Genomic DNA, 26,724 nt, shown 5'->3' on the forward strand with positions numbered 1-26,724 from the left:
TGAAAGGAGTGCAGCTCAATGCCTAATGATGTAGACAAGTATTTGGGGCCTCACAGGAAAATTGGTCCTGACTCATATGAGTTGGCGCCATATCCCATTGTAGGGAAATGGGAGTCAGATATTAAGTTTGGTGGCGGATACAACTCATGGGGGCTGAATGAAGGGCCGCGCAGAGGAGAGGGCGGGCCGAGCAATATTCATGAAGTTGCAAAGCCAAATGTTGTTGCGGAATTCATGAATGAACAAATCCACAATCAGGCAGATATTGATGGCGACTATATTGCCCGATTCAAAAATCTCTTGGGTGATATTGGTCGGGAGCTGCAAGAAAGAAAATTGCTTGCCCAGGGCGCCAAGACACACGGAGCTGCGGACTCAGCGGTAATAGATCAACAGGTTGCTTTGGAGCTTATTGAGTCGAAAAGGCAACAGTACACATCCATTGCGCCTGATATATATGGGCTTTATGGGCAAAGTCCCTATTTTTTGATGACGTTGCTGTCGAGCCAGAAAATAAACGATTTTTTTAACAGGGATAATGGAAGTAATCCTCGCGAAAGTTTTATGGCGTTGTTCGCCCAGTTTGATCATGTGTATAAATCGGCAATGGCTCTCAAGGTGCTTGCTCTTTCCACGGATATGCTTGCGGGCAAGCTTGCCGAATTGGCGCAGCAAGTAGAGCGCATGCAAGGTGCTGCCAATGACGCAGCTGCTTATCAGCGTTTGGGCATTATCAACCAGGAGCAGGCTATACACGCTCAGCAACTGCCGCAGTTCCTCCATACCGAGTTCGTCACTGCGGCGGGTTCAGTGGCAGGTATGACGGCCTCTGAAGCGTTGAGCCACTTCAAGGAGACGCTGACAAGCATGGCCGCGTCTAAAACTGCTGAAATCAAACCTGTTTCCGCGGCCCCGCCGCTCAGCAGGGGCGGGATTACAATCAACTTTCCAGCAGAGAATCCGAAAATCAAGGCTCCTTTGAGCAAGCCTGAGCTGGAGGCGCTCAACGAGTTGGTTTACTTGCAAACTCATACGAACTTGGGAACCAAGTGGTTGAGTTATCACGATGCCTTATTGAAGGCTGAGTCGGCCAGGCATCTTGCGATAACCGGTAATTCATTTGGGGGGCTGGCTGAGCGGGCAAAGCGAATTGAACACACTATTCGTAAAGCCAATACGTTTAGTGCACCGGGTCCATCATCAGCGACAAGCCCCCTGCTTGTCACTTCGGCGGGGACTGTAGCGGTTATTGATGCAGCGGCGGTTACTCTGCAAGCGGCTGTACGTTCTGCCATTAGCGCCTTGTCCGGTTTGGTCGCGGGTACTGCTTCGGGGCTTTTGGTGGGTGTGTCTGCCTTGGTGTATTCGCCCAAGCTGGCAAATGGCGAATTGCCTGAGCGCTATGCATTTAGTACGCCGCTCTCGGATTTGGCGCCTGGGCTCAAGGATGATCTATCAACTATTGCTGCCGCCAATGGCAATGTTGATCTGCCAGTGCGTATCAGTTCTAAGACAGCTGCAGATGGGCAGTCTGAAGTTTTTGTCGCTTTGGCGGATGGCATAACTGTGCCGTCGAAAGTCAGGGTTGTAGCTGCAACGTTCAACGCCCAGCAGAATGTTTACAGCGTAACCACCGAAGATGTACCACCAAGGACGTTGACCTGGACACCCATCGTCGATCCGGGGAGTAGCTCGACTACTTCCCCTGCCGAGCAACCAGTGCCAACGGTCTACACTGGCGCCACTGTCACGCCGGTGACGGGAAGAATTGATGCCTTCCCGGGACTTGCTGAAGCGGGTTTTAATGATTTTATTACGGTATTCCCGGCGAGTTCCGGTTTACCGCCGCTGTATGTGATGTTCAGAGACCCCCGTGAGGATGCAGGGGTTGCAACGGGGATGGGGCAGCCAGTGACAGGCATTTGGTTGGGGACTGCGGCGCAGGGTGAGGGGGCTCCTGTACCGTCACAGATTGCTGATCAGCTTCGGGGGAGGGAGTTCAAGAATTTCAAGGCGTTTCGAGAGGCGTTTTGGGTAGAGGTAACGAAAGATCCGGTGCTGTCACAGCAGTTTATAGCTCCAAATAGAGCTCGAATGAGCATTGGTAAAGCAGCTAAGACCAGAAAAACTGATGCCGTGGGCAAGCGGTCCACATTTGAAATTCATCATGTCCATGAAGTCGCTAAGGGGGGAGATATTTATAATGTTGAGAATATGTTGATCTTGACCCCCAAGCGTCACTTGGATATTCATAAAGGAGCTAAATAATGGAGCTGAAAAGCAGTTTCTCAGAGTATACGGAAGCCGAGTTCTTGGTGTTTATGAAAGAAATATTCCAGGAGAACGTTGCTGAAACTGATGAGCACCTTGACAAACTTCTGGAGCATTTTGAAAAGATCACTGAGCATCCTGAAGGGACAGATCTTATCTACTATGCCGCATCTGATTTGGACAGCACGCCAGAAGCTATAACCAAGAAAGTCAGTGAGTGGCGAGCCGCCAACGGTAAGCCTGGCTTCAAACCGGCTTAATTGTTGCTTGTTCAGCCCAGCCATCCAGTGATCATGAGTGGCTGGGCTTTTTATTGGCTCAACAACTGTGGTTATCAACTCAACTATCTAATGCATATGTTTCCTGTAGGCGCTGCCGAAGGCTGCGATCGCGCCCGAAGCAGTTTACGACTGCTACGCAGCCGGACGTAGCCTCGCGCTGCTCGTCAACTGCTACAAGGGAGCGTATGCCCCGCCATACAGTATCGACAAAAGCGGCTGTGTTACTCCGAATGGGTATATCGCAACCTGCGTGTTTCTGGAAAAGCTAAAGGGGGCGAACTAGGTTTAAAGGGTATTTCTCACACACAGGATGGAAATCTCCATGAAGCTTTTTCAACGCATTGTGCTGTTGCTCAAGGTGCTGGTGCTGCTGACGGTGAGTGCTTCGGCCGCTTGGGCCAGCAACCCGCTGAGCAGTGCCGGGGCAGGGTTCTCGGCTATGGGCGTGCCGGGGCCGACGATTCATGCCATCTACAAGTCGGATTCGGAACCGGGTGATCAGGGCCAGGGCGGCAGTTCGGGGGATGATGACCAGACCGACGGTGACGGCGGCGCAGATGGTGGTGGTAGCGGTGACGGTGGGGATAACGGCGATGATGGTGACGCGGGGGACGAAGGCGATAGCCAGACGTAGTGGTGTGCACATATGTGTAGCAGCTGCCGAAGGCTGCGTTCGGTTACGAAGCAATCGTAAAACCTGAGCGTGCGGTGTGTCTGTTACTCCGCGGGCCTCGATTTTACGACGGCTGCGCCGCCGAACGCAGCCTTCGTTCCTCGGCAGCTGCTACGGGTCGTGTTTAGCTCTGTAAAAACTGCTCCGCGTGATGGCACGCAACCTGGCGGTTATCGAGCACCCGCAACGCCGGCTCGACTGTGCTGCACAGCTCCGTGGCATACGGGCAGCGCTTGTGGAAGGCGCAACCCGATGGCGGGTTCAGCGGGTTGGGCAGCTCGCCGACGATCTTGATCTTCGGCTTGAGCGGGTCCGGGTGGATGGTCGGGGTGGCCGACAGCAGTGCCTGGGTGTAGGGGTGCAGCGGCCGGGTGTAGATCTCTTCCTTGGGGCCCATTTCTACCGGGCGGCCCAGGTACATCACCAGTACCGTGTCAGCCACATGCCGCACCACCGCCAGGTTGTGCGAGATAAACACGTAGGCAGTGTTGAACTCTTGCTGCAAATCCATAAACAGGTTGAGCACCTGCGCCTGGATCGATACGTCCAGCGCCGAGGTCGGTTCATCCGCCACCAGCACCTTGGGTTGCAGCATCATGGCCCGGGCCAGGGCGATACGCTGGCGCTGGCCGCCCGAGAACATATGCGGGTAGCGCTGGTAATGCTCGGGGCGCAAGCCAACCTGTTTCATCATGGCCTGGACTTTTTCGCGACGTTCGCTGGCGTTCAGTTTGGTGTTGATCAATAGCGGTTCAGCCAACTGGTCGCCGATTTTCTGCCGTGGGTTGAGCGAGGCGTAGGGGCTCTGGAACACCATCTGTACGTCTTTGCGCAGTTGCTTGCGCTCGGCTTTGTTGGCCCCGGCGACTTCTTGCCCGGCAATTTTCAACGAGCCCGAGGACGGTTCTTCAATCAGGGTCAAGGCGCGGGCCAGGGTGGACTTGCCACAACCGGACTCGCCCACCACGGCCAGGGTTTTGCCGGCTTCCAGTTCAAATGACACGCCGTTAAGTGCGCGCACCAGGGCATGGCCTTTGAACATGCCACGGGACACTTCGTAGTGACGGGTTAGGTCGCGGGCGGTAAGAACAACAGTCATTACGCCACCTCCTGATTCAAGGGGAAGAAGCAGCGCACCTGGCTGTGAGCCTGTTGCTCCAGCGCAGGACGTTGTTGACGGCATTGTTCTTGTACATACGGGCAGCGCGGTGACAGCAGGCAGCCTTTGGGCCGGTCATAGCGGCCGGGCACGATGCCGGGCAAGGTCGACAGACGGGCAGCGCCCATGCTGTGTTCCGGGATCGCGGCCAGCAGCGCCTCGCTGTACGGGTGCGCCGGTACATCAAACAGCCCCGGCACGTTGCCCACTTCCACGGCCTGGCCGGCGTACATCACGCATACCCGCTGGGCGGTTTCGGCTACCACGGCGAGGTCGTGGGTGATCAGCACCAGGCCCATGTTCTGCTCCCGTTGCAGGCTGAGCAGCAGGTCCATGATCTGCGCCTGGATGGTCACGTCCAGGGCGGTGGTCGGTTCGTCGGCAATCAGCAGTTTGGGTTCTCCGGCGATGGCCATGGCAATTGCCACGCGCTGGCTCATACCGCCCGACAATTGGTGCGGGTAGGCATCCATACGGCTGGCGGCTCCCGGGATTTCAACTTTTTCCAGCAGCTCGATCGCACGTTTGCGCGCCGCCTTACCGGACATTTTCAGGTGCAGGCGCAGCACTTCTTCGATCTGGAAGCCCACGGTGTAGCTGGGGTTCAGCGCGGTCATGGGGTCCTGGAAGACCATCGCCATGTCTTTGCCGACGATCTGCCGACGTTGACGGGCGCTGAGGGTCAGCATGTTCTTGCCATCGAAGGTCAGGGCGTCGGCGGTGACGATACCGGGGTGCTCGATCAGGCCCATCAACGCCATCATGGTCACGGACTTGCCCGACCCCGACTCGCCGACAATCGCCAGGACTTCGCCTTTATCCACCGACAGGCTCAGGCCGTCGACTACGGGGACGGCGCTGGCGTCGCCAAAGCGCACGTTGAGATTCTTGATTTCTAACAGTGACATGGGAATCCCCTCAGGCGGCGTTTTTGAGTTTCGGGTCCAGCGCATCGCGCAGACCGTCGCCCATCAGGTTGATTGCCAGCACGCTGAGCAAAATGGTCAAGCCGGGCAGGCTCACGACCCACCACGCACGTTCGATATAGTCGCGGGCCGAGGCCAGCATGGTGCCCCACTCCGGGGTTGGCGGTTGCACGCCAAGGCCGAGGAAGCCCAGGGCTGCAGCGTCGAGGATCGCCGAGGAGAAACTCAGGGTGGCCTGCACGATCAGCGGTGCCATGCAGTTGGGCAGCACGGTGATAAACATCAGGCGCGGCAGGCTGGCACCGGCCAGGCGGGCAGCGGTTACATAGTCGCGGTTCAGTTCACCCATCACGGCGGCACGGGTCAGACGTACATAGGACGGCAGCGAGACCACGGCAATGGCGATCACGGTGTTGATCAGGCCAGGGCCGAGGATGGCGACAATCGCCACAGCCAGCAGCAGGGACGGCAGGGCCAGCATGATGTCCATCAACCGCATGATGCCCGGGCCCATAAAACGCGGGAAAAACCCGGCAATCAGGCCCAGGATCACGCCCGGAATCAGCGAGATCACTACCGACGACAAACCGATCAGCAGCGACAGGCGCGAGCCTTCGATCAGTCGTGACAGCAGGTCACGACCTAACTCGTCGGTGCCCAGCAAAAATTGCCACTGGCCGCCCTCCAGCCACACCGGCGGGGTCAGCAGGAAGTCGCGGTATTGCTCGCTCGGGCTATGGGGGGCGACCCACGGCGCGAAGATCGCGCAGAACACAATGATGCACATGAAAATCAGGCCCGCGACGGCGCCCTTGTTGCGGGAGAAGGCGTGCCAGAACTCTTTGTAAGGCGATGGATAAAGCAGGCTTTGATCCACTTCGGTCGTGCTTGGGGAGTTACTCATGGTCAGGATCTCAGCGCTGGTGACGGATGCGTGGGTTGGCAAAGCCGTAGAGGATGTCGACTACGAAGTTGACCAGAATCACCAGGCAGGCGATTAGCAGGATGCCGTTTTGCACCACGGGATAGTCCCGGGCGCCGATGGCTTCGATCAGCCATTTGCCGATACCCGGCCACGAAAAGATGGTTTCGGTCAGTACGGCACCGGCCAGCAGGGTGCCCACTTGCAGACCGACCACGGTCAGTACCGGGATCAGGGCGTTGCGCAGGCCATGCACAAACACCACGCGGGCGGGCGACAGGCCCTTGGCGCGGGCAGTACGGATGTAGTCTTCGCGCAGCACTTCGAGCATCGATGAGCGGGTCATCCGCGCGATCACGGCCAGCGGGATGGTGCCCAGCACAATGGCGGGCAGGATCAAGTGGTGCAGCGCGTCCCAGAAGGCTTCGGGCTCGTCGCTGAGCAGGGTGTCGATCAACATGAAGCCGGTCTTTGGTTCGATGTCGTACAACAGGTCGATACGCCCGGACACCGGGGTCCAGCCCAGGCCCACGGAGAAGAACATGATCAGGATCAGGCCCCACCAGAAGATCGGCATCGAATAACCCGCCAGGGAGATACCCATCACCCCGTGGTCAAACAATGAACCACGCTTGAGTGCTGCGATCACTCCCGCCAGTAGCCCGAGGATACCGGCGAACAACAGTGCGGCGCTGGCCAGTTCCAGTGTGGCGGGGAACAGCGCGGAAAATTCGCTCCATACGCTTTCACGGGTACGCAATGACTCGCCCAGATCACCATGTGCCAGCTTGGTGATGTAGTCGATGTACTGCTCGTGCAGCGGCTTGTTCAGACCCAGGCGCTCCATGGCCTGGGCGTGCATTTCGGGGTCGACCCTGCGTTCACCCATCATGACTTCGACCGGATCACCCGGAATCATGCGAATCAGGGCAAAGGTGAGCAAGGTGATGCCGAAGAACGTGGGGATCAACAACCCCACTCGGCGGGCAATAAAACTAAACATCGTTTGGTGTTCCTTATCAGCCGGTCAGGCAGGTCCGCCAGGGTTCAGGTAAACCCCGGCGGGTTTTTATTGTTCTACTTCACCTGGGTTGTGGCGAAGTTGTTGTTGGTCAGGGGGCTAAGGGTATAGCCCTCGACATTTTTACGCATCGCAGTAAACAGCATAGGATGGGTTACGTTGATCCAGGGTTGGTCCTGATTAAAAATCACCTGTGCCTGTTGATAGAGCCCGGCCCGCTGGGAGGGTTCAGTGATACCGCGGGCTTTGGTGATCAGGGCTTCGAAGTCCTTGTTGCACCAGCGCGCGTAGTTCTCGCCGTTTTTCGCCGCCTCGCAGCTGAGCATCGGGGTGAGGAAGTTGTCCGGGTCGCCGTTGTCGCCCCCCCATCCGGTCGACACCAGGTCATGTTCGCCATTTTTGGCGCGCTTGAGCATTTCGCCCCATTCCATGACCCGGATATCCAGCTTGAGGCCGATTTGCGCCAGGTCGGACTGCAGCAATTGCGCACCCAGCATCGGGTTGGGGTTGGTCGGGCCGCCGCCATTACGGGTGAACAGGGTCAGTACTGTGCCTTCGGGCACTCCGGCTTCCTTGAGCAGGGCCCGGGCCTTGTCCAGGTCGCGGGGCGGCCGCGCAATGCTGGTGTTATAGCCCAGCATGGTCGGCGGGTAGGGGTTGATGGCCAGCAGGGCATTGCCTTCACCGTGTACGGAGTTCAGGTAGGTCTGCTTGTCAAAGGCCATGTCGATGGCTTTGCGCACGCGCACATCGCTCAAGTACTTGTGGCTGGTGTTCATGGCGATGTAGCTGGTCATCAGGGCGGCCAGCTCATCGACCTTGAGGTTGGAGTCCTTGCGGATGTTCTTGACGTCATCGGGCTTGGGGTACAGCGCGATCTGGCATTCGTTGGCCTTGAGTTTTTGCAGGCGCACATTGCTGTCGGTGGCGATGGCGAAGATCAGGTTATCGCTGGGCGGCTTGCCGCGAAAATAATCCGGGTTGGCCTTGAAGCGTACCTGGGCATCCTTGTTATAGCGCACGAAGATAAACGGGCCGGTGCCGATGGGCTTGTTGTTGAGGTCGGCGGTTTTGCCGGACTTGAGCAACTGGTCGGCGTATTCGGCGGAATAGATGGAGTTGAACGGCATGGCCACGTCGCGCAGGAATGGCGCTTCAGGGTGGTTGAGGGTGATTTTCACCGTCATGTCGTCCACTTTCTCGACGCTTTTGAGCAGATTCTTGAAGCCCATGCTTTCAAAGTAGGGGTAACCGACCAACGACAGTTTGTGCCACGGGTGATTCGGGTCCAGCTGGCGCTGAAAACTCCAGATCACATCGTCGGCGTTCAGGTTTCGGGTCGGTTTGAAATAATCGGTGGAGTGGAACTTCACGCCGGGGCGCAGGTAGAAGGTGTATTCAAGGCCGTCGGGGCTGATGTCCCAACGCTCGGCCAGGGCCGGTTCCACATCGGTACTGCCGGGGGCGAAGTCGGCCAGGCGGTTGAGGATGGTTTCAGCCGAGGCGTCGGCGGTAACGGCGGTGGTGAACTGGACGATGTCGAACCCTTCAGGGCTGGCTTCAGTGCAGACCACCAGGTTTTTCGCGCTCACACTGACAGCGGTGCTGAGCAGTGCCGCGGCCAGGGCGGTGCGTAGCGGAAGTCTCTTCATAGCAACCCTCTCCAAATCGGGTGAGCCAGCGTAACGACTACGGCTGATTCGTCGAATCAGCCGCGATCTTTGGGTTGTAAGCTTTTTACAAAATGTTGAACGGGATGGTCGTGACCAGGCGGAATTCGTTGATGTTGCCGTCAGACTGGTTTTTGCTGGCACGGTGCGTGGTGTAGGTGGCACGAATCGCGGTGGCTTTCAGCGGGCCACTTTGAATTGCATAGGACGTGCCAACGCTGTACTCGTAATGGGTTTCGCCGTCCATGTTCTTCACGTCGTAGGCGGTGCCTGTGTACTTGGTGCCGTCGATATCCCAGCCACGAGCGTGGTAGGCGTTGAACTTGAGGCCCGGAATGCCGTACTGCGCCATGTTGATGCTGTAGGCCAGTTGCAGGGATTTCTCGTTCGGGCCGTTGAAGTCCGACAGCAGTGAGTTGGCCAGGTAGATGCCGTTGGTTTCGTGCAGGTAGTCGAAGTACTCGTCACCGACGATTTGCTGGAACGACAGGCTGACCGTGTGAGCCTGATGGTTCAGGGCGAAGGCCAGGCTGTAGGCATCGTTGTTGATGTTGCCCAGGGCCTTGCTGCCGGTATCCAGGGTCTTGTAGTAGTTGAAGTTGGTGTTCAGGGCCAGTGTGGCGCTGTCGCCCATGTCGTGGACGGCGCCGAAGTAGTACTGGTTCCAGAAGTCTTCAACGTGGGTGGCGTACAGCGTGGTCTTCAGGCTTTTGAGCGGCTGGTAGTTGAGCCCGGCAACGCTGGCGCGATCGGTCTCGATCGTGGAAGGGCCGTATTCGCTGCGAAACTTGCTCAGGCTCGACTCGGTTCGCGGGGATACGCGGTCAAAGGAGCCGGCATCGAACGACAGGTTGTTGAACTCTTCGCTATGCAGGCCCACCCCTTGAAAGCTGGAAGGCAGTGCCCGGTTACCGATCACATCGATGGTCGGGCTGCTGAAGTTCTGTCGGCCGACGGTCAGCGTGGTGTTGGAGATGCGCGCGCTGAGGTTGGCCAGGCCCAGTTTGCTCCACTGGCCGACTGCGTCGCCGTCGCTGTGGGTCAGGGTGCGGTTGTTTGGCCCGGCGATGTCCTTGGCGTCGCGGTCCAGTGCTACGGCGTTGTACGCCGCTACCTGGGTGCTGAAACCGACGGTGCCTTCGGTGAAGCCCGAGGTGTAGTTGAGGATGGTGCCCTGCACCCAGTTGATCCGGCGCGGGGTGGACTCACGGGTACCGTGGTTGTTGTAGCTGAAGCGGTCATCGCGACGGCGAAGCTCGTTGGCGTACCAGTTGCGGGTAGTGCCGCCCAGGGTCTGGTCTTCGATAAAGCCCTTGGTCTCGCTTTGAGCGCTGGTGGCTTTCAATTCGGTGGGCATAAATTCATCGGCATTGGCCATCGCCGTGATGCTGCTGATGGACAAGGCCAATAACGCGCTGCTGGTGAGTTTCATGGTTGAGGCTCCTCTTTGGTTTCTTCTTTTTATGGCCGGTCTTTTTTTGTGTTGACTCGGCTGTTGTGAAACGCTTTAAAGCATTGCAAACGTTTGCCAGCTACCCGATAGGCGAAGTTTGAGCGGGCCATCAGAAGAGTGGCCTGCTGATACCGCACTGTTGTTCACTGAACCGGCTTCTGCCTCTGTGGGAGCGGGCTTGCTCGCGATGGTCGTTAACGATGACGCGTATTTACTGAGTAAATGCCGCGCCCTGAAGACCATCGCGAGCAAGCCCGCTCCCACACTTGACCAGCGTCACTGCTGATACCGGGGGTTGTCGGGCAAGTTAGTCCTTGAGGCTCACACCCGAGAAGGCGTTACGCCCAAAGGGGCTGACCGTGAAACCTTCGACCTTGGCGCTCAGCGGCTGGTTGACCGTAGAGTGCGCAATGGGGGTGATCGGCACCTGTTGCTTGAGCAACTGCTGGGCCTGTTTGTAGAGCACCGTGCGCTGGTCGCGATCGGTCACGACCTTGGCGTTCTTGACCAGGGTGTCGTATTCCTTGTTGCACCACATGGAGTAGTTGTTGCCGCCAATCGCGTCGCAGCTGTACAGGGTGCCGAGCCAGTTGTCCGGGTCACCGTTGTCGCCGGTCCAGCCGATCAGGCTGATATCGTGCTCGCCGTTTTTGGTGCGCTTGATGTACTCGCCCCATTCATAGCTGACGATCTTGACCTTGAGGCCGATCTTGGCCCAGTCCGACTGCAGCATCTCGGCCATAAGCTTGGCGTTCGGGTTGTAAGGGCGCTGTACGGGCATGGCCCACAGGGTAATCTCGGTACCGTCCTTGACCCCGGCGGCCTTGAGCAGCTCCTTGGCTTTTTCCGGGTTGTAGGCGGCGTCGGTAATGGTCTCGTCGTAGGACCACTGGGTCGGCGGCATGGCGTTGACGGCTTTCTGGCCTGCGCCCTGGTAGACGGCTTTGAGGATCTCGTCCTTGTTGACCGCCATGTCCAGTGCCTGACGCACTTGCAACTGGTCAAACGGTTTGTGCTGCACGTTGTAGGCGATGTAACCGAGGTTGAAACCGGGTTTTTCGATGACCTGCAGCTTAGGGTCGGCCTTGAGCCCGGCAACGTCGGCAGGGCGTGGGTTAAGCGAGACCTGGCACTCGTTTTTACGCAGCTTTTGCATGCGCGCCGAGGCATCGACACTGATCGAGAAAATCAGGTTGTCGAGTTTGACCTGGCTCGGGTCCCAGTAGTCCTTGTTGGCGGCATAGCGAATGTTGGAGTCTTTTTGGTAACGCTGGAACACGTACGGGCCGGTGCCCACAGGCTTCTGGTTAATGTCGCTGGGCTTGCCGGACTTGAGCAACTGGTCGGCATACTCGGCCGACAGGATCGCGGCAAAGCTCATGGCCAGGTTCTGGATAAAGGCGGCGTCCACCGTGTTGAGCTTCATGACCACGGTCATCGGGTCGGTTTTCTCGACGCTGGCGATGTTCTTGTCCAGGCTCATCCCGGTGAAGTACGGGAACTCGGTCGGGTAGGCCTTGCGGAACGGATGCTCGGGGTTGAGCATGCGGTTGAAGGTGAAGAGCACGTCATCGGCGTTGAAGTTGCGGGTCGGGGTAAACCACTTGGTAGTGTGGAACTTGACCCCGTCACGCAGATGGAACGTCCAGGTCAGGCCGTCTTCGGAAACATCCCAGCTCGTCGCCAGGGCCGGGATCGCGGCGGTGCCACCCTTTTCAAATTCGGCGAGGCGGTTGTAAATCGGCTCGGACGCGTCGTTGTCGGTGGCGGTGGTGTATTGCGCAGTATCAAAACCGGCCGGGCTGCCTTCGGAGCAAAATACCAGGCTGTTGGCGGCACTGGCGAGCGGGCTGCCGGCAAGTACGCCGGCGCTGATAAGTACAGATAAAACCAGAGGGTTGCGCATGGCGTTCCCTATCCTTCTTCTTGTTTTTGAGTCCTGAGCGCGCCTTGATCGAAGGCGTACGGTTCAGGGCGTCGATTTCATCATCTACGCAACCGCACCCTTGCAATGGACTGGCTGTTTGTCGACGTTAAGCAGTCGGCATTCACCGGTAAATGCATGGGGTCTGACAAAACTGTAGGAATTGTCTCTGCGTCCTATAGCCTCTGATGTAGTCAGAAGTGGCTTTAGGCTGTAGGTGATTTCCACCGTCCTGGTAGATAAGTGAATGCAGCCTTATAGCCGCATTCACCGGTCCTTGTTATTTGCCGACGCTGACTCCGTAGAAGGAGTTCAGGCCAAACGGACTGATCTTGAAATCTTCTACGTTTTTGCGCATGGGTTGATACACCGTCGAGTGTGCGATAGGTGTCATCGGGACCTGGCTTTTGAGTCGTTGCTGCGCCTGTTGGTACAGTTTTGTGCGCTCTGCAATATCGGTGGTGGCCTTGGCGGCCTTGACCAGTTTGTCGAACTCCGGGTCGCACCATTTGGAGAAGTTGTTGCCTTCCAGCGAGTCGCAGCCAAACAGGGTGCCGAGCCAGTTGTCCGGGTCACCGTTGTCGCCGCTCCAGCCAATCAGCATCGCGCCGTTTTCGCCGCCTTTGGAACGTTTGATGTACTCGCCCCATTCGTAGCTGGTGATCTTGGCCTTGATGCCGATTTTGCTCCAGTCCGACTGCAGCATTTCAGCCATCAGCTTGGCATTGGGGTTGTAAGGGCGTTGCACCGGCATGGCCCACAGCACGATCTCGGTGCCCTCCTTGACGCCGGCTTCCTTGAGCAGTTGCTTGGCTTTTTCCGGGTCGAAAGGCGCGTCCTTGATGCTGGTGTCATACGACCACTGGGTCGGCGGCATGGCGCCAACGGCCAGTTGGCCTGCACCCTGGTACACCGAGTCGATGATCTGCTGCTTGTTCACCGACATGTCCAGGGCCTGGCGAACCTTGAGCTGGGCCATCGGGTTGGGTTCGTTGCTGCCCTTGATCTTGTCCATCACGTTGTAGGCGATGTAACCGAGGTTGAAGCCCGCTTGATGGGGCATCTTCAGATTCGGGTCTTCACTCAGGGCCTTGAGGTCGGCCGGACGCGGGAAAAGCGTGACCTGACACTCGTTCTTCTTGAGCTTCTGGACGCGTACCGAGGGGTCGGTGGTGATGGCGAAGATCAGGTTGTCGATCTTGACGTCTTCTGGCTTCCAGTAGTCCTTGTTGCCGGTATAGCGGATGTTCGAGTCTTTCTGGTAGCTCTTGAACACAAACGGGCCGGTGCCGATCGGTTTCTGGTTGATGTCGGCAGGCTTGCCTTCCTTGAGCAGCTTGTCGGCGTACTCGGCGGACTGGATGGAGGCAAAGTGCATCGCCATGTTCTGGATAAACGCGGCATCGACCGAGTTCAGGGTGAACTTGACGGTCTTGTCATCGATCTTTTCCACCTTGGCGATGTTTTTATCCATGCCCATGTCGGTGAAATAAGGGAATTCGGTGGGGTAGGCCTTACGGAACGGCATGTCCTTGTCGAGCATGCGGTTGAACGTGAAGAGCACGTCGTCGGCATTGAAATCACGGGTCGGCTTGAAGTACGGCGTGGTGTGGAACTTGACGCCATCGCGCAGGTGGAAGGTCCATGTCAGGTTATCCGGCGAGACATCCCAGCTGGTAGCCAGGCCGGGCTCCACCTTGGTGCCGCCACGTTCGAACTGGCTCAGACGGTTAAAGATGGTCTCGGCCGATGCATCGAAGTCAGTACCAGTGGTGTACTGGCCCGGGTCAAAACCTGCCGGGCTGCCTTCAGAGCAAAACACCAGGTTGGAAGCCGCGTGGGCGAAAGGTGCACTTGCCAACAGGCTGGCGCCTACTAAAAACGGAATGACCGCGTGTTTGAACATGGTGGCCTCATGATTTTTATCATTTTTGGTTTGAGGGCGACCTTGTGAGTCGACCCGGCGATACTTATGCACAGCCCATACCCAATGCAATATCCGAAAGCGGTTGCTGATTAAAAACGTGGAACGATCGTACAAGAATGTCGCTTTTATATAAGTTATGACGCATTTGATCGTTTGCGTCGGTGTTTTTGACGCATTTGCTTACACGTTTTGCGACTTCTGCCACGGTGGCTGCACTGTTTCAGGTCAGCGTTGTTACTTATTCAGACTACCGTTCAGGAAAGTGCCGATTAGTGACATCGAGCTTGGGGGCGCGTTGTTTAATACTAGGACGGTCTGCCGGGTTTTTCCCGCGGGCATAAAAAAGCCCCTGGCGCGCGGGGGCGTCAGGGGCTTGTGCGGTGGAGCCAGGTTTACTGCATCTGGACTTCGATCACGCCGTCGGCGCTCATGCTGACTTCGCTGGTGCCGGCTTCGACTTCAGGCGTGGGCGCTGAGTCCATTGCCGGGGCGGCGGCTTTCATCATCATTGCGCTACGCAGGTAAGGTTGCGGATAGCCGTTGGTGTTGAGGTTCAGGTTGACGATCTTGTAACCCTTGCCACCCAGTGCGTCGGTGGCCAGTTGGGCGCGGGCCTTGAACGCATTGACGGCATCCTTGAGCAGCGCATCTTCGCTGGTTTTGCGCGTGGCATTGGCGACAGTGAACTGCATGCTGCCCATTTTCAGGGTTTGCATCAGATCGCCGGTAAGCTTGGACAGGGCTGCAAAGTCGGTGCTTTCCAGGCGCAGCTCTGCACGTTCACGCCAGCCGGTGATCTTCTGGGTTTTATTGTCGTAAATCGGGTAACTGTTGCGATTGCCCTGGCGCAGGGTGACTTCCTTGACCGATTTGGCCTGGCCGATGGCTTTGTTCATCGCGGTGGTGATTTCTGCGGCCAGCTTGGCGGCGTCGGTGTTTTGCGCTTCGGTGTAGAGCGTCACGATCATCAAGTCGCGAGGCACTTCCTGGCTGGCTTCGGCACGCAGGGAAATCTGGTTGTAGTGAATGTCGTCAGCCAGGGCCGGCAGGCTGGCAAGCGCGCCGATGCTCAGGGTCAAAAGGGCAGCGGTGCGTTGGAAATTGGACATGGAAGCTCCTTGAGTGAGGACAGTAATGGCCATATGACTCTAATTAACGGCTATCAGTTCGCCCAATTACATTTTTGATACATATGGCGGCTATTTCTTTGTCCACTGTGGGAGCGGGCTTGCTCGCGAAGCAGGCACCGGTGTCTGTCAGCCAGACCGCGTCGAAGCCATCGCGAGCAAGCCCGCTCCCACACAGTTTGCCCAGATGCAGGCCATTAGCCGCTTTTTCATAAAAAACACTGTGGCTCTTTGCCGCACTTTTGCCTGTCAGGCCGCCTGCTTGGTTATACTCCCGGTGATCCGCCTGGAGCGCTCATCAGGAGAGCTCATGCTCGCCCCCGTTCAGTTATTGTCCGCAACTCGCCAGAACCTCTGGCGTCTTACGTTTATCCGCATGTTGGTGCTGGCCGCGCAAGCGGGTTCAGTGGGCTTTGCCTATCTGTTCAACCTGCTGCCGCTGCCGTGGTTCCAACTGAGTATCACCCTCGGCTTTTCCATGCTGTTGTGCGCGTTTACCGCAATCCGGTTACGCACCACCTGGCCGGTCACCGAGCTGGAATACGCCCTGCAACTGACCTGTGACCTGTTTATCCACAGTGCCCTGCTGTACTTTTCGGGTGGCTCGGCCAACCCGTTTGTATCGTATTACCTGGTGCCGCTGACCATCGCCGCAGTGACGCTGCCGTGGCGCTATTCGTTGGTGTTGACCGGGATTGCGCTGGCGCTCTACACCTTGTTGCTGTCGCAGTCTTTTCCGATAGACACGGTGCCGTTCTTCCGCGAAAAGCTGCAGATTTATGGTATGTGGTTGAGTTTTGCCCTGTCTGCGGCCGTGATTACGTTCTTTGCCGCCAAGATGGGCGAAGAGCTGCGCCGCCAGGAAGAGCTGCGTGCCCTGCGCCGTGAAGAGGGCCTGCGCGACCAGCAATTGCTGGCCGTGGCCACGCAGGCGGCCGGTGCGGCCCATGAACTGGGCACGCCGTTGTCGACCATGAGCGTGCTGCTCAAGGAGATGCGCCGCGATCACCTTGATCCCGAATTGCAGGACGATCTGAGCGTGCTGCAGGATCAGGTCAAGATGTGCAAGGAAACCCTGCAGCAACTGGTGCGTGCCGCCGAGGCCAACCGTCGGCTGGCGATTGAAGTTCAGGACGTTACGCAATGGCTGGATGAAGCCCTGAACCGCTGGCACTTGATGCGCCCCGAAGCCACCTATCGCTTCCAGTGCCTGGGCCATGCTCCGGTGCCGCGCCTGGCGCCGCCACCGGATTTGACCCAGGCGCTGCTCAACCTGCTCAACAATGCCGCCGATGCGTGCCCGGAAGGGCTTGAAGTGACGGTGGACTGGGATGCGGTTGATCTGACCATCAGTATCCGTGACCACGGTCCGGGTGTACCGTTGGCCATCGCCGAGCAAATCGGCAAACCCTTTTTTACTACCAAGGGCAAAGGCTTCGGTCTGGGCCTATTCTTGAGCAAGGCCAGCGTGACCCGCGCTGGCGGCTCGGTAAAACTCTACAGTCATGAGGATGGCGGTACGCTCACTGAGCTGCGCCTGCCACGTGTCGCCCGAGGAAATGAAAATGAGTGAAGAAATTCAGGTCGAAGGCGAAGAGCTGCCGCATTTGTTGTTGGTAGATGACGACGCCACTTTTACCCGCGTGATGGCCCGCGCCATGAGCCGCCGCGGTTTTCGCGTCAGCACCGCCGGCTCCGCCGAAGAAGGGCTGATCCTAGCACAACAGGACCTGCCCGATTTCGCGGCGCTGGATCTGAAAATGGACGGTGACTCCGGCCTGGTCCTGCTGCCCAAGCTGCTGGAACTCGACCCGGAAATGCGTGTGGTGATCCTCACCGGTTATTCGAGCATCGCCACCGCTGTCGAAGCTATCAAGCGCGGGGCCTGCAACTACCTGTGCAAACCTGCCGATGCCGATGACGTGCTCGCCGCCTTGCTGTCCCAGCATGCCGATCTGGAAACCCTGGTGCCGGACAACCCGATGTCGGTTGACCGCCTGCAGTGGGAACATATCCAGCGCGTGCTGGGTGAGCATGAAGGCAATATTTCGGCCACTGCCCGCGCCCTGGGCATGCATCGGCGTACCTTGCAGCGCAAATTGCAGAAGCGTCCGGTGCGACGCTGAACGGGAGCTGTAGGCGCGTGCAATGCACCTTGCATGCTGACGGCTACAGCTTCTAACCTGTAACAAGACGTGTCCCAGCGTCGTGGGCCGGTCGTCCTGACCGGCTTGCAGGTTGCTCTTTACTCCCAACGAGCCTGAACGATGAATCAGAACGCTGAGCCTTCTGTCGTGAATGATGCTGTGCGTGGGAATTTCATCCCTCGGGTCTGGCGCCTCATAACCCCTTACTGGCGCAGTGAAGAACGTACCAAGGCGTGGTTGCTGTTGATCGCCGTGGTCGCCCTGTCGCTGGTCAGCGTGGGCATCTCGGTGTGGATCAACCACTGGTACAAGGACTTCTACAACGCGCTGGAAAACAAGGATGCCAAGGCGTTCTGGAGCTTGATCGGCTACTTCGGGATCATTGCTGCGGCAGGTATTGTCGGTGCGGTGTACAGGCTCTATTTGACCCAGATGCTGACCATTCGCTGGCGTCGCTGGCTGACCGAGCAGCACTTCTCACGCTGGCTGGCGCACAAGAACTACTACCAGCTGGAGCAGGGCGGTTATACCGACAACCCTGACCAGCGCATCAGTGAAGATATCAATTCGTTCACCGACAGCACGCTCACCCTGGGCCTGGGGTTGATCCGCAACGTAGTCAGTCTGGTGTCGTTTTCGATCATCCTGTGGGGTGTATCGGGCAGCATTGAGGTTTTTGGCATCACCATTCCCGGTTACATGTTCTGGTGCGCACTGTTGTACGCCGCCGTGGGCAGCTGGCTGGCGCATCTGATCGGTCGACGGCTGATCGGCCTGAGCAACCAGCAACAGCGCTTCGAAGCTGACTTGCGTTTCTCGATGGTGCGGGTGCGCGAAAATGCCGAAAGCATTGCCTTGTACAACGGCGAGGCCAATGAGCATGAGCGCCTGAGTACCCGATTCAACAAGGTCTGGAAAAACTTCTGGACGCAAATGAAGGTGCAAAAACGCCTGACGTTTTTCACTGCCGGTTACTCGCAGATCGCCATTATCTTTCCGTTTGTCGTGGCCGCGCCGCGCTACTTTGCCGGCAAGATCGAGCTGGGCGAGCTGATGCAAATCAACTCGGCCTTCAGCAATGTGCAAGAAAACTTCAGCTGGTTTATCGATGCCTATGTGACTCTGGCGGCATGGCGTGCCACCTGCGATCGTCTGCTGAGCTTTCGTCAGGCCATGACCGACAATGAGCAGCGCTTGCCGGCGATTGATGTACAGCACCAGGGCGAAGAGTTGCAGATCAAAGACCTGAGTCTCGATCTGGCCGATGGTCGGCCGCTGTTGCATGGCGCCAGCCTGCAGGTGCAGGACGGTGAGCGGCTGATGCTCAGCGGGCGCTCCGGCAGCGGTAAAAGCACCTTGCTGCGGGCGATGGGCGGGCTGTGGCCGCGGGGTGGCGGGGCGATCCGTTTACCGCGTGAGCGGGCGCTGTTTTTGCCGCAAAAACCCTACTTGCCCATCGGCACCTTGCGCGATGCCCTGAGTTATCCACAGACCGGCGAGACCTACAGCAACGAGTGTTATGAACAGGTGCTGCGCACGTGCCGCCTGGAGCATCTGATCTCCAAGCTCGACGAGGTTAACCACTGGCAGCGGCTGCTGTCGGGTGGTGAGCAGCAGCGCCTGGCCTTTGCCCGGGCGCTGCTGTATCGCCCGCAATGGCTGTATATGGACGAATCGACCTCGGCAATGGATGAGGAGGACGAAGCCATGGTGTACCAGGCCCTGATCGATCAACTGCCGGGCTTGAGCATTATCAGTGTCGGCCATCGCAGCAGCCTTGCGCGCTTTCATCCACAGCATGTGCGGATCGTCGAAGGGCAACTGGTTGCGCAGTAGAAGGGGCGGGCGGGCAACATGCTAGAGTGCTGCTTCCCGCTTTCTGGATCCTGACATGAGCCTTCTATTTCGCAGTGCGGCCGTGAGCCTGCTGCTGGCCAGCCTGCCTCTGGCGGCGGCACCTGTTGCTACGCCGTTGTTGCATGGGCAGTTTCTGCCTGCCGACGACCTGCAGTTGCGCAGCGAGGTGCCCGAGCAGCAACAACTGATGCTGGTTACCTCGTACTCGGTGGTGGTGGGCAGCCAGCGCCAGTCCAACCAACAGCCGATCCCGGTCACTTCGCCCTTGCTGGTGCGCTTGAAGGGCAAGCCCATGAGCCAGGGTGCGACCGTGCGCCAGGTGCTGATTTCGTTCGATGGTGAAAGCAAAAGCCTTAAAAAGCCTGTGTTCGACAGCAAGACCCGAACCCTGAGCCTTTCCTACCCGCAGAGCCAGTACCGCGTGGTGATTGACCTGCTGCGCAACGACACGCTCTATGTACAATTTTTGACCTATGCCAATGGCCATATTTGGGCCGACTTGCACACCGGCAGCGTGCGCGCACGATAAGCCTTGGGTAAACTGCGGGCCCCGTGAAGTATCAGCAGGCTGGAGCCGGATATGCGTAAAGACAAAAAGCAGTTGATTGGTGACGAGATCGGCGACGAGCAGATCAAGTTGTTCCTGGACTTTGAGCCCGTGGACGCCACTTCGCCGTCGCTGCACAAACTGATCAAGGCTTACCGCGGCCTGCGCATCGATGACTTTGGGCGCTTCCTGACTTTCTTCAAGGAAGCCGGCTACGACCTGGATGGCAAAGACGAACAGGGTCAGACGTTCGTGGACATCATCAAGGACCAGCGCAATGCAGACGAGTACATCGAGCTGATCGACCAGGCTCGCGGTTGACCCACCCCCTGTAGATACTCTGTTGCAGATCAAGCCCTATTGTGGGAGCGAGCCTGCTCGCGAACGACCTTCGCGAGCAGGCTCGCTCCCACAGTTGCAGTGTTCCTGCAGCTGCTACGGATCTTGTTTCGTGTTCTGATTCATGAGTTACCTTGCATTGGGCTTACGCCTTTGCAGCGGCCCGATACAGGGCAACAAAAAAGCCCCTCACCCCAACCCTCTCCCGGAGGGAGAGGGGGCTGATCTGTGGAGATATTGAGGCCACGGGTGGTCAGTTCCCTCTCCCTCCGGGAGAGGGCTAGGGTGAGGGGCTTTTGATTGGGCTCGACCTGCTACAGAGTATCCACAGAGTAAAGAGTTACACACGCTTTACAGTGCCCCGAATCAGGGCAACAAAAAAGCCCCTCGCCCTGAAACAGGGCGAGGGGCTTTTTTTGACGTGTGAAACGTCAGTGTGGCATTACGCGATGCTGGTATTGGCGCTCTGTGGTGCAACCAGTTCCAGCAACTCGGAGTTGCGGGTGCTGATTTCACGGTACAGGTCGGCGTCGGTTTCGAGGACCTTTTCCCGTGCCGGGAAGATTTCCTTGAGCTTGGCCGCCCACTCGCCGGTGGCTTTTTGCGCAAAGCAGCGTTCGATCAGGTCGAGCATGATCGAAACGGTGACCGAAGCGCCTGGCGAAGCGCCCAGCAGAGCGGCCAGCGAGCCGTCCTTGGCCGCAACCAGTTCGGTACCGAACTGCAGGACGCCGCCCTTTTTCGGGTCTTTCTTGATGATCTGCACCCGTTGCCCGGCAATCTCAAGACGCCAGTCTTCAGCCTTGGCCTGCGGATAGAAACGACGCAGTGACTCCAGGCGTTGCTCCATCGACTGGCGCACTTCGCTGACCAGGTACTTGGTCAGGTCCATGTTGTCGCGAGCCACGGCCAGCATCGGCCCGATATTGCCCAGGCGGATCGACATCGGCAGGTCAAGGAACGAACCGTGCTTGAGGAACTTGGTGGTGAAACCGGCATAAGGCCCGAACAGCAGCGACTTTTTGCCATCCACTACACGGGTGTCCAGGTGCGGTACCGACATCGGTGGCGAACCCACTGCGGCCTGGCTGTAAACCTTGGCCTGGTGCAGCTTGACCACTTCCGGGTTGTCGCAACGCAGCCATTGGCCGCTGACCGGGAAGCCGCCATAGCCTTTGCTTTCTTCGATGCCCGAAGCTTGCAGCAGCGGCAAAGCCGCGCCACCGGCACCGAGGAACACGAATTTGGCATCAACGTGGCGGGTGTTGCCGCTGTTGGTGTCCTTGATGCTCACCGTCCAGCCGCTGCCGTTGCGCTTGAGGCCGGTGACTTTTTTGCTGTACTTGATCTGGGTGTCCGGTGCGCTGGCCAGATGCTTGAGCAGTTGCTGGGTCAGGGCGCCGAAGTTGACGTCGGTGCCATGCTCCACACGGGTGGCCGAGATGTGCTGGTCCGCAGGGCGGCCCGGCATCATCAGGGGCATCCACTCGGTCATCCTGGCTTTGTCTTCGGTGTATTCCATGTCGGCAAACGCATGGTGCTTGCTCAGCACTTCAAAGCGTTTTTTCAGGAAGGACACGCCTTTTTCGCCTTCAACGTAGCTCAGGTGAGGAACCGGGCTGATGAAGGACTTGCATGAACCGAAGGTGCCTTTTTGTGCCAGGTAGGCCCAAAACTGTTTCGACACTTCGAACTGGGCATTGATATGCACAGCCTTCTTGATGTCGATCGAACCGTCAGCCGCCTGCGGCGTGTAGTTCAGCTCACAAAGACCAGCGTGACCGGTACCTGCGTTGTTCCACGGGTTGGAACTCTCCGCGGCACCCGAGTCCATCTGCTCAACAACTTCCAGCTTAATGCCGGGGTCGAGCTCTTTGAGCAGTACGGCGAGGGTGGCACTCATGATGCCCGCTCCAACCAGTACTACGTCGACTGCTTCGTTATGCGCCATTAACGCGTCTCCAAAATCTACGGCACCAAATTGACGGCATAGCTGCCAGGAGTCCGGGGCGTGTGTCTGATTAGCCCCGGGCCACTCGTGGCCAGGATCGCCATGTCCGATTCTTCGCAATTTCTTGCAGCTTCAGCGGACGCCACCAACCGGGCCTTCAAGGTTCATATGAACGCATTTCAGTCCCCGGGAGGCAATTCGACTTAATGTCTAGAGCGTCCGTTCGTGCAACCAAATCCGTGAGCGGACAGGCTTCAGTCTTGTGCTGTGGAGCCGACTTCGATCCTGCTTGGTGAAGCAATTTCAGACGCTAATGGTGCATGTTCAGACGCAAAACTTTTCATTTGCTCGCCACACTCTTGTGAAGTTGTGAAACCCGTTTTTTTTTCACGCTCTTTTGGATACGTGAACCTCAAAAAAGGGCTGTCGCAAGCCAGGCACCGAACCAGGGGCCGAGCGTGATGACAGCTCTGGCAGATCATGTAAAAAGTGGGGGTTACGCCATGAAATTCAAGCGCACCAGCTTCACATGATCTGTGTGGGCGGCTCTCTGTGGGCGGTTTTGGGGTGCCAATACAAGCGCATTAGCGATGCTGCGGGGCCCGATCAGGAGACGTCCTTATAATCGGGGGGAGATTGTAGCGAAGAAACGTGGGCAATTGATCCTGTTAAATGAGTTTTATTGGTGCGTCGGTCAGAGGCCCAGCAGCGGTTGCACCGCCGAACGCCGTGCGGGTGAGGCAATACGGGCGTTGGCGGGTAGCACCTGGTGCAACCAGATAAGGCGGATTTCTTCGATTTCGACCCAGCTGTCGCCGACCGGCGGCTGTTTGCATTGCTTGAAAGCCTGGCAGCGGCCTGCCGGATCAAGGCGGGCGAAGCAGCGGTTGGGGCGGTTGAAGCCGAGCAGGGTCAAGAGCATATTCATGGCGGCACCTGTTGAGTCAGTCGTTGCGACTATGCCCTGAGCAGGTGACATCAGGATGAATTGGGCATGACAGGAGGGTGACAGCTTGCAGCTAGTTCGCAGGCGCCCGGCACCCTATACTGACGGCCTGTTATACCCAGTCCTGGAGAGATGAGCATGTTGCAACGCCTGTTGTTCGGTTTGATTACTGTGACCAGTTTGACCCTCGTCGGCTGCGCCCACAGCCCGCAACAACTCAGCCCGCAACCCAAGCTGACGACTCAGCTTGCGCCCGTGGGTCGTGGCCAGCCGGTGGTGGTGCGGGTGGTGGACGGTCGTCCTTCGCCAACCCTGGGCACCCGCGGTGGCATGTACCCGGAAACCAGCGCCATCAGCGTCAGCAGTGCCGACCTGATTCCCAAGCTGCAAGCCCAGGCTGAAGCGGCCGTGCGCCTGCTGGGTTTCACCCCGACAGCCAATGCGATGAACGCACCCACGCTGACCGTGACCCTGGCCGAACTCAAGTACCAGTCGCCCAAGGACACCATGTACGTGACTGAGGCCACCATCGGCGCGACCTTCCGCTCGGATGTGAAGAACGGTGGTCGTACCTACAGCGGCCGCTATGGTGCGTCCCTGGACCAGCGCTTCGGCATGGCGCCGAATCAGGAAACCAACACCAAACTGGTGAGCGACGTGCTCAGCGACGCCCTGACACGGGTGTTCAAGGACCCGACCATCGGTCGTTTGCTCAGCGAGTAATCGCAGGCAAAACAAAAAGCCCGAACTCGGTGAGTTCGGGCTTTTTTATGTTCGAAGGTTTCAGGCCGCTTCGGCGTACAGCTCCAGGCGGCTGACGCCGGTGAGCAAGTCTGTCTCGGGCAGGTCGGCATGGGCGTGGCCGCTCAGGGCGCAGTAAACCAGCCAGTGGCGGTCTTGTACGTTAAAGGCCAAGCCCTCGATCAATGCCTGCTGTTCGTCGCTGGGGGCGATCAGGTAAAGGCGGTCCTGGTTTTCTGCGTGCAACATGACAAGCTCCGTGTCGGTGTCGAGGGGCCACAGAGTGGCCTCTCTACATGACGATACGGTGACAGCAGAAATTACCCCTGTGGGAGCGGGCTTGCTCGCGATGCTGACGACTCGGTCGTTCTGCTTGACCTTGTTGATGCCATCGCGAGCAAGCCCGCTCCCACAAGGGTGGATGGGGTTACAGGGGCAACCCCGCCTTGATCCGGTACTGGTTACGCACCGGCATCGCATACTGCAGCACCAGATACGGGCGATGCTCGGCCGGGCAGGCGTCCAGGCGGCGTTGCCATTCCTGTTGGGCCTTGGCCAGCTCTTCGGCACCGAATACCTCGGCGGCGGTAGGCACTTGCAGCTCAGCCTCGGCCTCAGCCCACTGTGCATACGCCAGGTAGTGCACCGGAAACAGGCGATAGCCGCTGAGAATATGACGATCCATTTCCGCGGCAAGCAATTTGCTGTCCTCGAAAGGTTCGGTCACCGGGGCGGCAAAGTTCACATGCACGCGGCCTTTATAGCCGGTAATGCCGTTGGCGATGCTGGTGTCGTCTTCGCCCGGGGCCTTGCTGTAGGTGCCCGTGGTGGCGCGGATATACAGCTCGCGGGCCTTGGCCTGGTCACAGGGATCATATTCATAGCTGATCGAAACCGGCGTCAGGTTCAGCGACTGGATGACCTCGGCAAACGGCTCGTCCTTGCGGCTCATATGAAACATTTTCAGGATCGCCGAGTCGGTACGGTCATCACCGTCCTTGGCCCGGCCTTCTGCCTGGGCAATCCAGATCGACTGGCAGTCGTTACGGATCGAGTGGTTGATATAGGCCGACAACAGTTGATAGGCCGCGAGCTTTTCCCTGCGCCCGGTGATCGAACGGTGCACGATAAAGCTTTTGTTCAGGCGCATCAGGTCGCTGACAAACGGCTTTTGCAGCAGGTTATCGCCAATGGCGATGCGCGGCGTCGGCAGGCCGGCGTGGTACACGGCGTAATTGACGAAGGCCGGGTCCATCACGATATCGCGGTGGTTGGCCAGAAACAGGTAGGCGCTGCCGGATTTCAGTTGCTCGACGCCGGTATAGGTCACGCCGTCGGTGGCATGCTCAATGGTGCGGTCGACGTAAACCTCGACCTTGTCCTGCAAGGACGCAACTGAATTGACGCTGGCGAACTCTTTGCGCAGGCGATGAGCTATAAGTGGTTTTAACAGCCAGCCGAAAGCGCCAGCCAGGCGCGGAAAGCGAAAGTGGGTCAGGATATCCAGAAACGCCTTGTCGCTGAGCAGCCGGGCCAGCACTGCTGGTACTTCGGCGTCGTCGTAAGGTCGGATGCTATCGAATTGGCCCATCATGCTCTCTTGTTGGAAACGGCTAGGGTTGGTACGCAGGGCAGGGCAAAAATAATAGCCCTGCTAATAGACCGGCGATTATACGCACAAGTCACTCTGGAGACCGCGATGCTTGAAACTGAACGCTATGAATGCCCCTATTGTGGCGAGCCGGCAGAAGCGGTACTGGATCTTTCGGGGGGCGATCAAAGCTACATTGAGGATTGCCCGGTGTGTTGCCGACCGATCCTTTTCCATCTTCAGACCGATGGTCATGAATGGATGCTCGATGTGCATGCCGAGAATGAGTAGTGAGTGAAGACCATGCAACGCATCTACGAGCCGGAAAACCTGATGGAAGCCGAATTGTTGCTGGGCATGCTGGCCAGTGAAGGCATTGCGGCAACCCTGCAGGGTCGCGATTTGATTGGCGGTACCGGGGAGTTGCCGGCCTTGGGGTTGTTGGGGCTGGCGGTAGCCGATGATCAGGCGCGCTGCGCACGCGCGTTGATCGATGCGTACAATGCGGCCACGCCGGTGGCGGGCGATGAGCCCGAAAGCGTTGCAGATGTACTGATCTGCTGACGCCTGCAGCGGTTTTTTCACTGCCATATAAAAGAAGAGTTGTGCTGCCCCATGTGTGGACGTTTTGCCCTGTTTCGCTGGAACCCCGCGTTTGCAGCCTTGCCCGGTTTTCCGGCGGATCAGCAGGCCCAGTGGAACATTTCGCCCAATGATTCGGTATTGATCCTGCGTGCCGGTGCTGAGCCAGGTCAGCGAGAACTGGCGCGGGCGCGCTGGGGCCTGACTCCTGCATGGCTCACCGACCTGTCGCGTACCCCGGCCCATGCCCGTGCCGAAACCGTGGTCGAGCAGCCCATGTTTCGCGATGCCTTGCGCGAGCGTCGCTGCCTGATTCCGGCCAACGGTTTTTACGAGTGGCGTGGCACCACCCGCAAGCGCCCCTATTGGCTGACCCCGGGGGAGGGCTCCTCGCTGTTTTTTGCCGGTATCTGGGAGGCCTACCCGGTGGCTGGGCATGTGTGGCTCAGTACTGCGGTGATCACCCAGGCTGCCGCCAGCCAGCGCCGCCCGCTGATTCTGGATGAGGCCGGCCAGCAGGCCTGGCTTGACCCGCAAACCCCGCTGCATGTGCTGCAGGCACTGCTGGCCAGCCCGCAGATGGCGTTGCGCGAACGGCCTTTGGCCAATCTGGTCAATGATCCCAAACTCAATGCCCCCGAGTGCCTGACGCCGGGTTGAGATACGATG

At 58.2% G+C, this 26,724-nt stretch carries 25 protein-coding genes; 12 read left to right on the top strand and 13 right to left on the bottom strand.

The genetic code is table 11. The annotated features are described in order from the left end of the window. Positions 1–18: 18 nt before the first annotated feature. From BLU25_RS19010 to BLU25_RS19020, 3 genes are all read left to right on the top strand, one after another. Positions 19–2,268, top strand: coding sequence for an S-type pyocin domain-containing protein (locus BLU25_RS19010; protein ID WP_016779472.1), 2,250 nt, complete (start codon positions 19–21; stop codon positions 2,266–2,268). Further along, a complete protein-coding gene (locus tag BLU25_RS19015; RefSeq protein WP_016779473.1) occupies positions 2,268–2,531 on the top strand; it encodes a bacteriocin immunity protein in 264 nt (87 codons plus the stop codon). Before BLU25_RS19010 ends, BLU25_RS19015 begins: the two co-directional genes overlap by 1 nt. Before the next feature lie 343 nt (positions 2,532–2,874). Further along, positions 2,875–3,186: a hypothetical protein gene (locus BLU25_RS19020; RefSeq protein ID WP_016779474.1), complete on the top strand. Its 312-nt coding sequence runs from the start codon at positions 2,875–2,877 to the stop codon at positions 3,184–3,186. A 163-nt stretch (positions 3,187–3,349) separates the two neighbouring features. Here BLU25_RS19020 and BLU25_RS19025 read toward each other — a convergent pair whose 3' ends face one another. From BLU25_RS19025 to BLU25_RS19065, 9 genes are all read right to left on the bottom strand, one after another. After that, a complete protein-coding gene (locus BLU25_RS19025; protein WP_016779475.1) occupies positions 3,350–4,324 on the bottom strand; it encodes a peptide ABC transporter ATP-binding protein in 975 nt (324 codons plus the stop codon). Beyond that, positions 4,324–5,292: an ABC transporter ATP-binding protein gene (locus BLU25_RS19030; RefSeq protein WP_016779476.1), complete on the bottom strand. Its 969-nt coding sequence runs from the start codon at positions 5,290–5,292 to the stop codon at positions 4,324–4,326. Before BLU25_RS19030 ends, BLU25_RS19025 begins: the two co-directional genes overlap by 1 nt. A 10-nt stretch (positions 5,293–5,302) precedes the next feature. After that, the gene (locus BLU25_RS19035; protein WP_029611237.1) at positions 5,303–6,214 is read right to left on the bottom strand and encodes an ABC transporter permease subunit; all 912 of its coding nucleotides are present in this window, start codon (positions 6,212–6,214) and stop codon (positions 5,303–5,305) included. Between the two features lie 10 nt (positions 6,215–6,224). Further along, the gene (locus tag BLU25_RS19040) at positions 6,225–7,235 is read right to left on the bottom strand and encodes an ABC transporter permease subunit (protein WP_016779478.1); all 1,011 of its coding nucleotides are present in this window, start codon (positions 7,233–7,235) and stop codon (positions 6,225–6,227) included. Positions 7,236–7,309: 74 nt separating this feature from the next. After that, positions 7,310–8,905, bottom strand: a complete 1,596-nt coding sequence (locus tag BLU25_RS19045) for an ABC transporter substrate-binding protein (protein WP_016779479.1) — start codon at positions 8,903–8,905, stop codon at positions 7,310–7,312. Positions 8,906–8,990: 85 nt separating this feature from the next. Then, the gene (locus BLU25_RS19050; RefSeq protein WP_016779480.1) at positions 8,991–10,355 is read right to left on the bottom strand and encodes an OprD family porin; all 1,365 of its coding nucleotides are present in this window, start codon (positions 10,353–10,355) and stop codon (positions 8,991–8,993) included. Between the two features lie 328 nt (positions 10,356–10,683). Beyond that, positions 10,684–12,282: an ABC transporter substrate-binding protein gene (locus BLU25_RS19055; RefSeq protein ID WP_016779481.1), complete on the bottom strand. Its 1,599-nt coding sequence runs from the start codon at positions 12,280–12,282 to the stop codon at positions 10,684–10,686. Between the two features lie 298 nt (positions 12,283–12,580). After that, positions 12,581–14,206, bottom strand: coding sequence for an ABC transporter substrate-binding protein (locus BLU25_RS19060; protein WP_016779482.1), 1,626 nt, complete (start codon positions 14,204–14,206; stop codon positions 12,581–12,583). 413 nt (positions 14,207–14,619) lie between these two features. Beyond that, the gene (locus BLU25_RS19065) at positions 14,620–15,336 is read right to left on the bottom strand and encodes an SIMPL domain-containing protein (RefSeq protein ID WP_016779483.1); all 717 of its coding nucleotides are present in this window, start codon (positions 15,334–15,336) and stop codon (positions 14,620–14,622) included. Between the two features lie 328 nt (positions 15,337–15,664). On the opposite strand from BLU25_RS19065, the gene BLU25_RS19070 reads away from it, so the two are divergent. The 5 genes from BLU25_RS19070 to BLU25_RS19090 all read left to right on the top strand — a co-directional run bounded on the left by BLU25_RS19070 (position 15,665) and on the right by BLU25_RS19090 (position 20,226). Then, entirely contained in the window at positions 15,665–16,927 is a 1,263-nt protein-coding gene (locus BLU25_RS19070; protein WP_016779484.1) for an ATP-binding protein, read from the top strand. Continuing rightward, complete coding sequence (locus tag BLU25_RS19075) at positions 16,920–17,480, top strand: response regulator transcription factor (RefSeq protein ID WP_016779485.1); 561 nt, start codon at positions 16,920–16,922, stop codon at positions 17,478–17,480. Before BLU25_RS19070 ends, BLU25_RS19075 begins: the two co-directional genes overlap by 8 nt. A 141-nt stretch (positions 17,481–17,621) precedes the next feature. Then, complete coding sequence (locus BLU25_RS19080; RefSeq protein WP_016779486.1) at positions 17,622–19,337, top strand: ABC transporter ATP-binding protein/permease; 1,716 nt, start codon at positions 17,622–17,624, stop codon at positions 19,335–19,337. A 55-nt stretch (positions 19,338–19,392) separates the two neighbouring features. Further along, the gene (locus tag BLU25_RS19085; RefSeq protein ID WP_016779487.1) at positions 19,393–19,887 is read left to right on the top strand and encodes a hypothetical protein; all 495 of its coding nucleotides are present in this window, start codon (positions 19,393–19,395) and stop codon (positions 19,885–19,887) included. 51 nt (positions 19,888–19,938) lie between these two features. After that, entirely contained in the window at positions 19,939–20,226 is a 288-nt protein-coding gene (locus BLU25_RS19090) for a PA4642 family protein (protein WP_016779488.1), read from the top strand. Between the two features lie 460 nt (positions 20,227–20,686). Here BLU25_RS19090 and mqo read toward each other — a convergent pair whose 3' ends face one another. Together mqo and BLU25_RS19100 are read right to left on the bottom strand one after the other, a co-directional pair. Further along, on the bottom strand, positions 20,687–22,195 hold the full coding sequence (gene mqo / locus BLU25_RS19095) for a malate dehydrogenase (quinone) (protein WP_016779489.1): 1,509 nt from the start codon (positions 22,193–22,195) through the stop codon (positions 20,687–20,689). A gap of 694 nt (positions 22,196–22,889) precedes the next feature. Next, the gene (locus tag BLU25_RS19100; protein WP_016779490.1) at positions 22,890–23,123 is read right to left on the bottom strand and encodes a hypothetical protein; all 234 of its coding nucleotides are present in this window, start codon (positions 23,121–23,123) and stop codon (positions 22,890–22,892) included. 156 nt (positions 23,124–23,279) lie between these two features. Between BLU25_RS19100 and BLU25_RS19105 the strand changes: the two genes are divergently transcribed. Then, positions 23,280–23,864, top strand: a complete 585-nt coding sequence (locus tag BLU25_RS19105) for a YajG family lipoprotein (protein ID WP_016779491.1) — start codon at positions 23,280–23,282, stop codon at positions 23,862–23,864. Positions 23,865–23,924: 60 nt separating this feature from the next. Here the strand turns inward: BLU25_RS19105 and BLU25_RS19110 are convergent, their stop codons facing one another. Further along, positions 23,925–24,131 (bottom strand): hypothetical protein, encoded by a 207-nt coding sequence (locus tag BLU25_RS19110; protein ID WP_016779492.1) that lies wholly within the window; start codon positions 24,129–24,131, stop codon positions 23,925–23,927. A gap of 178 nt (positions 24,132–24,309) precedes the next feature. Then, entirely contained in the window at positions 24,310–25,476 is a 1,167-nt protein-coding gene (locus BLU25_RS19115; protein WP_037000949.1) for a 1-acyl-sn-glycerol-3-phosphate acyltransferase, read from the bottom strand. 105 nt (positions 25,477–25,581) lie between these two features. Between BLU25_RS19115 and BLU25_RS19120 the strand changes: the two genes are divergently transcribed. Genes BLU25_RS19120 through BLU25_RS19130 form a run of 3 tightly spaced genes read left to right on the top strand, consistent with a single transcriptional unit; the run spans position 25,582 to position 26,715 of the window. Next, positions 25,582–25,764: a CPXCG motif-containing cysteine-rich protein gene (locus BLU25_RS19120; protein ID WP_029611238.1), complete on the top strand. Its 183-nt coding sequence runs from the start codon at positions 25,582–25,584 to the stop codon at positions 25,762–25,764. 12 nt (positions 25,765–25,776) lie between these two features. Next, entirely contained in the window at positions 25,777–26,037 is a 261-nt protein-coding gene (locus BLU25_RS19125; RefSeq protein ID WP_029611239.1) for a putative signal transducing protein, read from the top strand. 51 nt (positions 26,038–26,088) lie between these two features. After that, positions 26,089–26,715 (top strand): SOS response-associated peptidase, encoded by a 627-nt coding sequence (locus tag BLU25_RS19130; RefSeq protein WP_016779496.1) that lies wholly within the window; start codon positions 26,089–26,091, stop codon positions 26,713–26,715. Positions 26,716–26,724: the final 9 nt, after the last annotated feature.

Source organism: Pseudomonas fragi (genome assembly GCF_900105835.1).
Lineage (GTDB): Bacteria > Pseudomonadota > Gammaproteobacteria > Pseudomonadales > Pseudomonadaceae > Aquipseudomonas > Aquipseudomonas fragi.